The 12,645-nt window shown below is 72.0% G+C and carries 11 protein-coding genes and 1 tRNA gene; 3 read left to right on the top strand and 9 right to left on the bottom strand.

The features are described from left to right. Positions 1-172: 172 nt before the first annotated feature. Positions 173-246, bottom strand: a tRNA-Met gene (locus V2S66_RS14680). Between the two features lie 39 nt (positions 247-285). Continuing rightward, positions 286-3,273 carry a UPF0182 family membrane protein gene (locus V2S66_RS14675; protein ID WP_330795424.1) on the bottom strand — a complete coding sequence of 996 codons (2,988 nt, stop codon included), beginning with the start codon at positions 3,271-3,273 and terminating at the stop codon, positions 286-288. Between the two features lie 111 nt (positions 3,274-3,384). On the opposite strand from V2S66_RS14675, the gene V2S66_RS14670 reads away from it, so the two are divergent. Beyond that, positions 3,385-3,936: a PPA1309 family protein gene (locus V2S66_RS14670; protein WP_330795423.1), complete on the top strand. Its 552-nt coding sequence runs from the start codon at positions 3,385-3,387 to the stop codon at positions 3,934-3,936. A gap of 66 nt (positions 3,937-4,002) precedes the next feature. Here the strand turns inward: V2S66_RS14670 and V2S66_RS14665 are convergent, their stop codons facing one another. The 4 genes from V2S66_RS14665 to V2S66_RS14650 form a co-directional block, all read right to left on the bottom strand. Next, a complete protein-coding gene (locus tag V2S66_RS14665; protein ID WP_330795421.1) occupies positions 4,003-5,076 on the bottom strand; it encodes a YlbL family protein in 1,074 nt (357 codons plus the stop codon). Positions 5,077-5,086: 10 nt separating this feature from the next. Beyond that, on the bottom strand, positions 5,087-5,416 hold the full coding sequence (locus tag V2S66_RS14660) for a hypothetical protein (RefSeq protein ID WP_330795419.1): 330 nt from the start codon (positions 5,414-5,416) through the stop codon (positions 5,087-5,089). Positions 5,417-5,601: 185 nt separating this feature from the next. After that, positions 5,602-6,069, bottom strand: a complete 468-nt coding sequence (locus V2S66_RS14655) for a molybdenum cofactor biosynthesis protein MoaE (protein WP_330795417.1) — start codon at positions 6,067-6,069, stop codon at positions 5,602-5,604. 83 nt (positions 6,070-6,152) lie between these two features. After that, positions 6,153-7,256: an SDR family oxidoreductase gene (locus tag V2S66_RS14650; RefSeq protein ID WP_330795415.1), complete on the bottom strand. Its 1,104-nt coding sequence runs from the start codon at positions 7,254-7,256 to the stop codon at positions 6,153-6,155. Positions 7,257-7,373: 117 nt separating this feature from the next. Here V2S66_RS14650 and V2S66_RS14645 point away from each other — a divergent pair, with 117 nt between their 5' ends. Further along, complete coding sequence (locus tag V2S66_RS14645) at positions 7,374-8,900, top strand: zinc-dependent metalloprotease (protein ID WP_330795413.1); 1,527 nt, start codon at positions 7,374-7,376, stop codon at positions 8,898-8,900. After that, a complete protein-coding gene (locus V2S66_RS14640; protein ID WP_330795411.1) occupies positions 8,897-9,427 on the top strand; it encodes an NUDIX hydrolase in 531 nt (176 codons plus the stop codon). The genes V2S66_RS14645 and V2S66_RS14640 overlap by 4 nt, the downstream gene beginning before the upstream one ends. A gap of 83 nt (positions 9,428-9,510) precedes the next feature. Here the strand turns inward: V2S66_RS14640 and V2S66_RS14635 are convergent, their stop codons facing one another. The 3 genes from V2S66_RS14635 to V2S66_RS14625 are packed head-to-tail and all read right to left on the bottom strand — an operon-like array spanning position 9,511 to position 12,598. Then, the gene (locus tag V2S66_RS14635) at positions 9,511-10,278 is read right to left on the bottom strand and encodes an AIM24 family protein (RefSeq protein ID WP_330795410.1); all 768 of its coding nucleotides are present in this window, start codon (positions 10,276-10,278) and stop codon (positions 9,511-9,513) included. A 16-nt stretch (positions 10,279-10,294) separates the two neighbouring features. Further along, positions 10,295-10,978, bottom strand: a complete 684-nt coding sequence (locus V2S66_RS14630; RefSeq protein WP_330795408.1) for an AIM24 family protein — start codon at positions 10,976-10,978, stop codon at positions 10,295-10,297. A gap of 6 nt (positions 10,979-10,984) precedes the next feature. Further along, positions 10,985-12,598, bottom strand: a complete 1,614-nt coding sequence (locus V2S66_RS14625; RefSeq protein WP_330795406.1) for a TerD family protein — start codon at positions 12,596-12,598, stop codon at positions 10,985-10,987. Between the last annotated feature and the right edge of the window lie 47 nt (positions 12,599-12,645).

The following is a 12,645-nucleotide window of genomic DNA, read 5'->3' as shown; positions in this document are numbered from 1 at the left end:
TCCATCGTTGCACCCCTGATACCGGCGTACACCTGGTATACCGCAACCCAGACGGTCACTTCAGCGTTTTGTCGACTTCCCGACAAGGCGTCACACCAAACGCTGACGACGTGCTTTCCCCCATACAAGTGAAGAGGCCCGAAGTCGATTGACTTCGAGCCTCTTCATACAGTAGCGGGGACAGGATTTGAACCTGCGACCTCTGGGTTATGAGCCCAGCGAGCTACCGAGCTGCTCCACCCCGCGTCGTTGTGCCTTCACCGTATCACGGCGCGGGGGGCAAGATCAGCGCGTGCTCTTCTGCGCCTCCCTGGCCCGGCGCAGAGCGTCGGCGAGACGGTCCTGCGCGTCGCCGTACGCCTTCCAGTCGCCCTTCCTCATCGCCGCCTGGCCGTCGTCGTACGCCTGCTGGGCGTCGGTCAGTGCCGCGCTCATCGCGGCGCGGTCGCCCGCGGACGCCGGCGGCTGCTTCCCGGCCGTGCCGCCGGACGCGGGCGGCGCGGCGGCCGGCGGGGGCGCGGCGCTGGAGAAGACGGCGTCGAGCGCCTGGTCGAGCGTGTTCTCGAAGGCCATGGTGCCGTCGAAGTCGACCATGACCTTCTGCAGCTGCGGGTTGTCGGCGTCCGCGGGCCGCACGTACACCGGCTCCACGTAGAGCAGGCCGCCGTCGAGCGGGATGGTCAGCAGGTTGCCGTACTCGATGGTGGAGTCGCCGCGTTTGAGCAGGTTGAGGTCGGGTGCGAAGTCGCGGTTGGAGTTGAGCTTGCTCTGCACCTGCTGCGGGCCCTCCACCTGGGCGCTGGACGGCAGTTTGAGGATGCGCATGGTCCCGTAGTCGGGACTGGTGGCGTCGGAGTCGACGGCCATGAAGGCGGCGAGGGTGCCGCGCCGGTTGGGCGTGAAGGTGGTGGTGAGGGAGAACGCCTGGTCGCTCCGCCCGGGCATCTTCATGCTCAGGTAGTACGGCGGCACCGCCTTGCCGGACTTCGACGCCGGGTCGTCCGGCACCTGCCACACCTCGCTGCCGCTGTAGAACTGCGCGGCCTTCGTCACGTGGTACGTCGTGAGCAGCTGCCGCTGGACCTTGAACAGGTCCTGCGGGTAGTGCAGGTGGGACAGCAGGTCGGCGGGGATGTCCGCCTTGGGCCGCACCGTGTCCGGGAAGGCCTTCATCCAGGTCTTCAGCACCGGGTCCTGGGTGTCCCACTGGTACAGCTGGACCGTGCCGTCGTAGGCGTCCACGGTCGCCTTCACGGAGTTGCGGATGTAGTTGACCTGGTTCTGCTGCGCGACCACCGAGCGCCCGCTGTCGGTGAGCGAGTCGGCCGTGGTGTCGCCGAGCGTGGTCCGCGAGGCGTACGGATAGCTGTTGGTCGTGGTGTAGGCGTCCACGATCCACTGCACCCGGCCGTCCACCACCGCGGGGTAGGGGTCCCCGTCGATCGTCAGCCAGGGCGCGACCGCCTCGACCCGCTGCTTGGGCGTGCGGTTGTAGAGGATCTTCGAGCCGTGGCCGATCGCCCCCGAGTACAGGATCTGCGGCTCGTCGAAGGTCAGCGCGTACGCCGCCCTGGTCAGCGGGTTGTCCAGGCTGACGCCGCCCTTGCCGCGGTAGGAGGTGGTCCGCTCACCGCCCGTCCCGGCGTAGTCCAGCTCCTTGGTGGGGCCTCCGACGATGGCGTACTGCCTGGTCTGCTCGCCGAAGTAGATCTGCTGCGTGTACGGGCCCATGGCGCCGGTCGTCGGCAGGTTGTGCTCGGTGTAGACGGGCTGCCCGTTCGGGTTGCCGGCCAGGCCCGCGGCGTTCGCCGCGCCGTCGGCGCCCGCGCTCCCGGCGCCCGTGCCGCTGCCGGAGCTGCTGCTGTCCGCGTCGCCGCCGGTGACCTCGGTGCTCTTGGCGGCGACTATGCCGTAGCCGTGGGTGTACTTGAAGTGGTCGTTGATCCAGTTCTTCTCGGGGATGCCGTCGCTGTCCAGCTCCCGCACGCCCACCACGGTGTCCTGCTTCTTGCCGTCCACCGTGTAGCGGTCGACGTCCAGCGTGGAGGGGAAGGAGTAGTAGCTGCCGGACTGCTGCATCTGCTGGAAGGTCGGCGCGACCACGTCGGGGTCGAGCAGCCGGATCGACGCGGCCGTGGCGGTGTCGGCGCGCAGCGCCGGGTTCGCGGTGCCGCTGGTGCCGCTGTAGTCGGACACGTCGGCGCTCTTGATGCCGTACGCGGCCCGCGTCGCGTCGATGTTCTTCTGGATGTACGGCGCCTCCTTGGCGGCCTCGTTCGGCTGCACCTGGAACTTCTGCACGATCGCCGGGTAGAGCCCGCCGATCAGGATCGCGGAGAGCACCATCAGGCCGAAGCCGATCATCGGCAGCGACCAGGTGCGGCGCCAGAGGGTGGCGAAGAAGAGCACCGCGCAGATCGCGGCGATGAAGAACAGGATCGTCTTGGCCGGCAGGTAGGCGTTGGCGTCCACGTAGCGCAGGCCGGTCCAGTCGTCGGTGGAGCGCAGCCCGCTGGACTTCACCGCCAGCCCGTAGCGGTCCAGCCAGTAGGCGACCGCCTTGAGGGACACGAAGACGCCGAGCAGCACCGACAGGTGGCCGGTCGCGGCCCCGGTGGCCCGGCCGCCGCCCGCCGCGGTCAGCCGCAGCCCGCCGTAGAGGTAGTGCACGAGCGCGGCGGCGATCAGCGAGAGCACCACGGCGGCGAAGCCGAAGGCCAGCAGGAAGCGGTACCAGGGCAGGTCGAAGGCGTAGAAGGACACGTCCTTGTGGAACTGCGGGTCCTTGGTGTGGAAGGACGTGGCGTTGGTGTAGAGCAGCCACAGCCGCCAGTGCGCCGAGGCCGATCCGCCGGCGATGAGCCCGACCACCGCGCAGATCCCCAGCAGCACCCATGTCTTGTACGGCGCGACGCCCATCCGGTAGCGGTCCAGGCCCTGCTGCTCGGCGGACATCGCGCTCAGCGGCGGCCGCAGCCGGTGCGCCAGATAGACGTTCACGCCGATCGCGACGGACATCAGCAGCCCGAAGGAGCAGAAGAGGCCGACCTTCGTCCACAGGGTGGTGGTGAAGACCGAGGAGTAGTGCACCGAGCGGTACCAGAGCAGGTCGGTCCACAGACCCGCGAAGGTCACGAACACGATCATGAGGAGGGCGAGGACGCCGATCGTGGTGACCAGCGTCCGCGCCCGCCGGGACGGACGGCCGAATCCCGCCCGTGGTCCCGTCGGCCCTCCGTCGCGGTCCGGCATCTGGAATACCAAGGTGCGCACCTCGAAATGTCATGGTTTCAGGGGTGTCCCGGGTCGGACGCCCACTGGTGCAACTTAACTATGCTTTGGCCGGTTCCCGATTCCGGTTGCGGAAGAGGCAGGATATGAACCATGTCCACCATTGCTAACGGGGGGACGCCGCTCGCGGCGAACCCGCTGACCCGGGCCGTACTCGAGATCGACACCTACGCGTCGGGCCTGGGCTGGGACCAGCCCGCCCGGCTCTTCGCCCTCGTCGACACCGCGCAGCTGCGCTCCCAGGAGCCGGGGCTGGCCGACCAGCTGGGCCTGGCCGAGGAGGGGGCCGGCGGCCTGACCCCCATCGAGCAGGAGGAGCTGCCGTCCGGGCAGGCGCTCGACGAGTTCCTCGCGACCATCGCCTGGCCTGGGGTGATCGCGGGCTGCGCGCTGACCGTGGAGCGGCTGATGCTGCCGCCGTCGGCCGAGGCGGCGCTGCCCGAGGACCTGGACGACGCCGCCCTGGCCTCCTGGGTGGCCGGGCACCCGGAGCGCCAGGAGGTGCGGATGACGGTCGCGGTGCTGCGCGACGGCAGTCGCGAGTCCGCGGTGCGGCTGCGCGCCAAGGACGCGCCGTCGGAGGTACTCACCGGGCCCGAGCTGGTGCCCGGTCTCGCGGACGCGCTGACGGCGACCTTCTCGTAGCCCTGCCGGGCCGGTCCGCGCCGGTCCGCCGGCGGGCCGGTCCGCCGGCTTGTCAGCGGGGCCGGCTCAGCTCTTGCAGGACGGCAGCGCCTTGTCGTCGCCCGACTTGATGTCGGCGAGGGCCGCCATCGCGTCGTCCAGGGTCTTCACCTTCACCAGGGTGAGGCCCTTGGGCACGTCCTTGGCGGCCTCCTCGCAGTTGTCCGCGGGAGTGAGGAAGAACTGCGCGCCCTTGTCGCGGGCGCCGATCGTCTTCAGGCTGATGCCGCCGATCGGGCCGACGTTCCCGTTGTCGTCGATGGTGCCGGTGCCCGCGACGAAGTGCCCGCCGGTCAGGCTGCCGGGGGTGAGCTTGTCCACGATGCCGAGCGCGAACATCGTGCCGGCGCTCGGACCGCCCACGTCGGCGAGCTTGATGTCGATGCTGAACGGGAAGAGGTGCTCGATCCCCGCCTGGATGCCGACGACCGCGCGGGTCGGGCCGGAGTCGTGGGACGTGCGCGTGGTGAGCGTCAGGTGCTGCACGGGCGGCGTCTTCTGCTTCACGTCCGCCGCCCGGACGATGGCGAAGGCCACCTTCTCGCCCGGCTTGTGCTTGGTGACCAGCGTGGCGACCTGGTCGGCCTGGGTGACCGCGGTCCCGTCGACCGCCTTGATGACGTCGCCGGCGTGCAGGGTGCCCTCGGCGGCGCCGCCCTTGACCACCGCGGCGACGATCACCCGGGACTGCACCGGGATGTGCAGCTCGCGCAGCGCCGCGACCTTGGCGCTGTCCTGCGACTGGCTGAACTCCTCGGCGTTCTCCTGGTCGGCCTGTTCCGCCGTCTGCCCCTGGGGGTAGAGGGTGTCGTGCTCGACCACCTTGTCGTCGTGCCTGGCCCAGCCCATCACGGCCTCGACGAGGTTCATGTCGTAGTCGGCGCCGGTGACCCGCACGGTGGTCATGTTCAGGTGGCCGGTGGCCGGGTAGGTCGGGTGCCCGGAGATCTGGATCACCGTGTCGCCGCCGTAGTCGCCGAGGGTGTTGACCGTCGGGCCGGGCGACATCTCCGCGTACGGAGTCGGCGTCAGCAGCGCCACGCACAGCAGCGCTATGAGCGTCAGTGTCGAGGCGATCAGCGTCGCGGTGCGGCGTGGCATGGGGTCGACCCTACGGGACAGGACCGGCGACCGGCCCGCGGGGTGAGTCCTCCTCGCCCGCCTCTCCCTGGGCCTGTGCGGCGGCTGTGCGGCCCTTCCTGGCGGCCTTGCGCGCCGCCTTCCTGGCGTCCGCCGCGGCGGCGCGGGCGTCCCGGGTCTGCGTGCCCGCGTCGGCGGCCTCGGCCTCCGCGGCGGCGTTCTCCATCGCGGTCCGGAACCGTTCGTAGCCGGCGAGCGACGCGCCGTCGCCGGTGGAGCGGCGCCGTCCCGCCCAGCGGCCCCAGAACGCCGCCGCGACCGCCGCGACGAGTGGAATGATCAACCAGGCGAGTGCTGCCACTGCGGACTCCCGACCCCGTGCGCCAAATCGGACCAATGAGACGTATCAGCAGATTAATCGCTCATGGACTCAACGCTCGGCCGGGGCGCGGGGTTACGCATCCGGAAATCCCACCAACGGACGGTTACGTCATCAGAGTGGCCCTCGCCGCCGCTCGGGCGGCCGCCGCGGGCGCGGTCGGCGCCCTACGCGCCGACCCAGTCCTCCCGGCCGTCCTCGAAGGTCTGCTGCTTCCAGATCGGCACCTGGCCCTTCAGGTCGTCGATCAGCCGGCGGCTCGCCGCGAACGCCTCCCCACGGTGCGCGCAGGCCACCGCGACCACCACCGCGATGTCGCCCACCCGCAGATCGCCCACCCGGTGGACGGCGGCCAGCGCCCGCACCGGGAAGTCCGCGGCGACCTTCTCCGCGACCCTGCGCAGCTCCGCGCCCGCGGTCGGGTGGGCGGAGTACGACAGACCGGTCACCGCCGCATCCGGGCGGCCGTCGTGGTCGCGCACGGTGCCGACGAAGAGGGTCGTGCCGCCGGCCGCGTCGTCGCCGACCGCGCCGACGACCTCGTCGACCGACAGCGGGGTGTCGCGGATCGCCAGCAGCCGGATCGGGTCGTCGCCGTCGCCGCGCTCTTCGTATGTGGGTGCCATGTCATCCATGCTGCCTCACCTTCCCGCATCGCGGAAAGACTCTTCCGTTTCCACTCCGTGACGCCGGACCGGCGCCGGTGCGGCGAGTGCGCTCACAGCCCGCGGCGTCTGCGCGCCCGGCGGACCGCCGCGGCCGCGCCCACCAGCGCGACGGTGGCGCCCGCCGCGCCCAGCGCGGTCGCGTCCTTGCGGCCGAGCCGGCGGCCCGCCAGCGAACTGCGGCCGGTGACCTCCTCCAGCAGCTCCGTGAGCACCTCCTCGTTGGTCCACCGCGGCCGCCAGCCCGCCTCGTGCAGCCGGCTGCCGCTCACCACCCAAGGGTGCATCGTGTACGCCAGGTCCCCCGCCGGCGAGGGCGTCAGGCCCAGCCGGTGCAGCCGGGAGGCGGCGCCGAAGGCGATCGCGGGCGGCAGCTCCATCCGCCGGATGCCGGACAGCTCCTCCACCTCCTCCTGCTCCAGCCAGCCGTCGCAGCCGACCGCCATCTCGCCGTCCACCTTCTCCAGCACCGCGTACTCCAGCGCCGACACCAGGTCCTCGACGTGGCAGAACTGCCAGCAGGGCCGGCTGCCGGCCACCACGAGCAGCCGCGGCGACTCGAAGTAGCGGGTCAGCGCCGTGTCGGTGCCGCCGACCAGCACCGCGGGACGCAGCACCGTCACGTTCAGGCCCGGGTGGGCGCGCGGCGCGCGGCGGCCCAGCCGCTCGATCTCCAGCAGGTCGTCGACGAAGCTGGCCTCGGAGGTGGCCCGCAGCGGCGCGTCCTCTGCGAGCGGCACGTCGTTGTCGGCCTGGGCGCCGTAGACCATCGCGGACGTGCACAGCACCACCCGGTGCACGCCGGCGGCCGCAGCGGCGGTCAGCACGGTCTGGGTGCCCCGCACGTTGAACGCCGAGCGGGCCTTGGCGTCGGACTCCAGATCGAGGTCGAGCGCGAGGTGCACCACCACGTCCGCGCCGCGCAGCTTCTCGGCGATCGCCGGGTCCCGCACGTCGAGCACCCGCCAGGTCGCCCCGGGCACCTCACCGCGCCGCTCGTCGATCGCCAGCACCTTCCTGACCTGGTCGGACGCGACGAGGCGCAGCGCGAGCGCCTGGCCCACGCCGGAGGCCGCGCCGGTGATCGCGACCACCGGCCCGGCCGCCGCCCGGCCGGTGCTCCGCTCTGGGCGAACGTGTTCTTCTGGGGAACTCACCGGGTGTCTCCCACGGTTGTCTCAGATACGTACGCAGCCATCCTGCCGGACAGGTGTCTAGGCTGGAGGTACAGCCCATCACACCACCCCACACCGACACAGAGCCGAGGAATTCCCGTGAGTGACATCCCATTCGGATTCGGCGTCCCTCCCGAGGAACCCGAGGACGGGGACGAGGGCGCCCCGCGCAAGGGCCGCGGCGACAGCGGTGGCCAGGGCGGCGGCGGCCAGGGCGGCCCGCCCGACCCCTTCGGCTTCGGCGGCGCGAACCCCTTCGGCGGCGGCGGGGACAACCCCTTCGCCGCGATGTTCGGCTCGCTGAACCCCAACGACCTCGGCGCCGCCTTCCAGCAGCTCGGCCAGATGCTCTCGTACGACGGCGGCCCGGTGAACTGGGACATGGCCAAGGACATCGCCCGGCAGACGGTCGCGCAGGGCACCCCCGACGGCGTGAAGGACGCGTCCGTGGGCCGCGCCGACCGCTCCTGGGTGGAGGAGGCCGTGCGGCTGGCGGACCTGTGGCTGGACGGCGCGACCTCGCTGCCCTCGGGCGCCAACTCCGCGGTGGCCTGGAGCCGCGCGGAGTGGATCGAGGCGACGCTGCCGGTGTGGAAGGACCTCGTCGACCCGGTCGCCGAGCGGGTGGCCGGCGCGATGGGCGACGTGCTGCCCGAGGAGATGCAGGCCATGACCGGCCCGCTGCTCGGCATGATGCGCTCCATGGGCGGCGCGATGTTCGGCTCCCAGATCGGCCAGGCGCTCGGCACCCTGGCCGGCGAGGTGGTCGGCTCCACCGACGTCGGCCTGCCGCTCGGCCCCGCGGGCAAGGCCGCGCTCCTCCCGGCGAACGTCGCGGCCTTCGGTGAGGGCCTCGGCATCCCGCAGGAGGAGGTGCGGCTGTATCTGGCGCTGCGCGAGGCCGCGCACCAGCGGCTGTTCGCCCACGTGCCGTGGCTGCGGGCGCACCTGTTCGGCGCGGTCGAGGGGTACGCCCGCGGCATCAAGGTGGACACCGCCCGCCTGGAGGACGCCGTCGGCCAGCTCGACCCGTCGCAGCCCGAGCAGCTCCAGGAAGCGCTGCAGCAGGGCATGTTCCAGCCCGAGGACACCCCGGCGCAGAAGGCGGCGCTGGCCCGGCTGGAGACCGCGCTGGCCCTCGTCGAGGGCTGGGTGGACGCCGTGGTGCACGAGGCGGCGGCCCCGCACCTGCCGTCGGCCGGCGCGCTGCGCGAGACGCTGCGCCGCCGCCGCGCCACCGGCGGTCCCGCCGAGCAGACCTTCGCCACGCTGATCGGCCTGGAGCTGCGGCCGCGGCGGCTGCGGGACGCCTCCCGGCTGTGGGCCTCGCTCACCGACGCCCGGGGCGTCGACGGCCGCGACGGCCTGTGGGCGCACCCGGACATGCTGCCGACCGCCGCGGACCTGGACGACCCGGACGGGTTCGTGCACCGCGAGGGCTTCGACGTCTCCGAGCTGGACAGGATCCTCGGCGAGGCAGCGGGCGGCCACGTGCAGGAGAAGAGCTCCGACCCGGACTCCGGAGCCGATCCGGCCGGCGCCGAAGCCCCCGACCCCGAAGGCCCCTCCGGCGACGCGGGCTCCGGAGAGGCCGGCTCCGGCGGCAAGGGCGACGACGGGAAGTGAGCGCGCTGCACGCGGACGCCGTCGGCGTCCTCCAGGGCTGGACCGCGCCCGACGCCGGGCAGGACGCCCTTCGCCATGAGTATCTGGAGCACCTGGCCGGGCACCCGGACGGCCTGCTGAAGTCCTGCCGCGCCGGGCATCTGACCGGCAGCGCGCTGGTGGTCGACCCGTCGCGCGACCGGGTGCTGCTCACCCTGCACGCCAAGCTGAAGATGTGGCTGCAGATGGGCGGCCACTGCGAACCGCAGGACGCCGCCCTGCGGGAGTCGGCGCTGCGCGAGGCGGTCGAGGAGTCCGGCATTCGCGGCCTGCGGCTGCTGCGCGAGGACCCGGTCAACCTCGATCGGCACCTGACGCCCTGCGCCTGGCACCTGGACGTCCAGTACGCGGCGCTCGCGCCCGAGGACGCCGTGGAGGCGATCAGCGACGAGTCGCTGGACCTGCGCTGGTTCGGGTACGACGAGGTGGCCGAGGTCGCCGACGCGTCGGTGGTCCGGCTGCTGCACAGGACCCGCGCGCTGCTGTAGGGACGGCGGCGGCCCGGCCCCGTATGCCGGGGGCCGGGCCGCCGGTGGTCTGCGGCGCGGCGGCTGGTGCTCCGGCCAGAGCCTTAGCGGTTGGACCAGATGTTGCCCGGGTTCTGGCCGTGTGCGCCCTGTGCGCCGACGCCGAACTGGGCGCGCAGGCCCTGGCCCAGCTCCGCGTTCTGCGGCGGCATCAACTCGCTGGGCTGCACCAGGACGTAGCCCTGGCCGACGAAGTTCAGCTCCCAGCCCTCGCCGGTGTTGCCGCGCCGCCGGAAGACCGAGGAGCTGCTGGTCTGGGCCTGCATCTGGACCCGCAGGCCGGTCGACCAGGCCACCACGGCGTCCGCGTCGCACGACACGTACTTGTCCGGGGTGACCGGCATCATCAGCGGCTTGCCCGAGGTCATCAGGGCGACCTTGCCGCTGCCCGCGATGTTCAGGTTGTACTGGCCGGTGCCGGACAGGCCGAACTGGCTGTCCACCGCGATGACGTCCCAGTGCAGGCCGGAGTCGAGCGCGAGCACGTACGCGCTGTCGACGGTCAGCCCCTCGTGGTCCACGTCCAGGACGTGGATCTGCTGGGCGAGGTTGGCGAGGTAGACGGTGCCCTGCCCCGAGCACCGCATCAGGTCGAGGCCCTCGCCGGTGTGCCGGCGGCCGCTGCGCTGGTGGTGGGACTGGTACTCGCCGTCGAACTCGATCATGCCCTGGTAGGCCACCATCGACCCCTTGCGGGCGAGGCAGTCGGGGCCGGTGCTGCCGTCCAGCCGGACCCGCAGCAGATAGGCGTTCTGCAGGCTGTAGTGGTCCTGGTTCTGGACCTCGGTGAAGGCGAAAAGCGGGCTCTGCATGATGTGTCGCTCCCCCTCAGCCCCGGACCCGGAGCCGGTCGGTGCTGTCCTCGCTGGGCTGTACGACGACGAAGCCCTGTCCGGAGAAGCCGATCTGGAATGCCTCGCCGCTGCCGCGCCCGATCAGCGACGACGCCTTGAAGCTGCGCTTGGCCTTCATCTTCAGCCCCGACGACCAGGCGACGAGCGCGTCGGGGTCGACGTACGTCTCGTCGGCGCCGCTGCCGCAGTCGACCACGATCGGCGTGCCGCGCGAGGTGACGGCCACCCAGCCGACCCCGGACACGCCGACGTTGAACAGGCCCTGGCCGGCGAACTTGGCGAGCCCCTTCACCCGCTCCACGCCCCATGTCAGATGGGCGTCGAAGGCGAGCAGGTTGGTGCCGTTGACCGACACCGACTCGTTGTCGAGGTTGAGGCAGACCACGTCCGCGCCGTAGTCGGCGAGGTAGAGCAGGCCGTCGCCGGTGCACTTCATCAGCGGGGTGCTCTCACCGGTCAGCCACGCGGAGGCCATCTGCCGCACGGCGGGCGGGTTCGGCTCGTACTGCACGAAGCCCTCGTAGGCGACCATCGAGCCGGTCCTGGCGAAGAGGTCCTGGCCGGTCTGCATGGCGACCTGGAGCATCGAGGAGCCGTGGTTCTCCATCCGGGCGGCGACCGGTGCCGGTGCGTACCCCGCGATCATCTGCTGGTCCATGGCGGGTCACACCTCGTAGGGCTGGACGACGATGAAGTTGCCGGGAGCGCCGCGGAACTGGAGGTTCACGGTCTCGCCGCTGTGGCCCGGGTAGGCGCTCCGGCGCAGCCGCACCTGGCTGGAGACGATCACCTGGGCGGCTGCCGACCAGGCCACGATCGCGTTGCTGTCGGCGTAGGTGGTGGGGGTGACCGGCAGGACGACGGGCGTGCCGTGGGTCTTGACGATCACCGTGCCGGTGCCCTGGAACTGCATGGTGAACAGGGCGCCGCCGGGGATGCCGTGCCCCTCGATCCTGCGCACCTCGTGCTGCAGGCTCTCATCGAAGGCCAGCACGTTCTCCGCGGAGACGCACAGGGCGTCGCCCTGCAGCTCGACGGGGTGCAGATAGGCGGCGCTCTCGGCGAAGAAGACCTGGCCGCCGCCGGTGCAGCGCATCAGCTGCATCTCCTGGCCGGTCATGTTCCCGACGACGCGCCCGGTGAAGCCGGCGCCCTTGTAGTTGAAGTCGACCTTGCCCTGGTACAGCACCATGCTGCCCTGACGCGCCAGCACCGGCTGGCCGCCGGCCTGGCTGAGGTCGGCGCGCATCATCTTGGCGTTCTGCTGCGTCCAGCGCTGGCCGGTGGGCAGTTCGCGGTATTTCTGCATGCCGACGGCGATGCCGGCGCCCTGGGTGGGCACCGCGGGCTGCGCGTACGCGGGCTGGCCGAAGCCGGGCGGCTGGGCGTAGCCCGGGGGGGCCGCGCCGGGTTGCGGGCCGCCGAAGGGCGGCTGCTGGTAGCCGGGAGGCGCCGGCGGTCCCGGGGGGCCGGGCGGGCCCGGCTGCCCGGGGAAGGGCGGCGGGGCGAGCGGCGCGATCATCGTCGGCGCCTGGTGGATGTCGGGGGCGCCCGCGCCCGGCGGCGGGGTGAATCCGGGCTGGTGGGCGACGGGTTGCGGCGGCGGGACGGGGGCGCCGAAGGAAGGCGCGGGCGGCGGGGTGGGCGCGGGGCCGCCTGGCGGCGGGGCGAAGCCGGGCGCGGGGGCCGCGGGCGGGGGCGCGAAGCCGGGGGCGGCCTGGGGGGCGGGCGCGGCGGGCGCCGGCTCCTCCTCGGCGACCTCGCCGCCGAAGTTGCGCAGCAGCGCGGCGAGTCCGCCGTCGAAGCCCTGGCCGACGGCGGCGAACCGCCACACGTCCTTGAGGTAGATGTCGGCGAGCATCACGGCGCGCTCGGTGCTGAACTCCGCGCCGGTGAACGCGTACCGGGCGACCTCCTCGCCGCCCGCGACGATCCGCAGGTAGCCCGGCGCGATCTGGGACATCCGGCCGTCGCCGTCGATGGTCGCGGTGAACGACAGCTTCTGGACGGCGGCGGGGACGCGGTCGAGGGTGACCCGGAAGGACTCGGTGTCGCCGGACTGCGCGCCGAGCAGCTGGATGGACTCCTCGGGCGACTTCGGCTGGTTGAAGAAGATGAAGTACCGGTCGTCCGACAGCTCTTCGCGGGCGTCCAGCCCGAAGCAGCTGATGTCGAAGGTGAGGCCCGGTCCGGTGATCTGCACGCCGACGTAGAGATCCGTGCCGGCTGTCAGATCGCTGATCTTGGCCTTGTGGCCACGCTGGAATTCCCTGGCCATGGTGCGACCTTCCCCCATCCCCTCAGTGCTGCTGTGCGCGTTGCGAC

This window comes from Actinacidiphila polyblastidii (assembly GCF_036353415.1).
Classification (GTDB): Bacteria; Actinomycetota; Actinomycetes; order Streptomycetales; family Streptomycetaceae; genus Actinacidiphila; species Actinacidiphila polyblastidii.
Note: the sequence above shows the minus strand (reverse complement) of the source record. Positions and strands in the feature narration are given on the sequence as shown.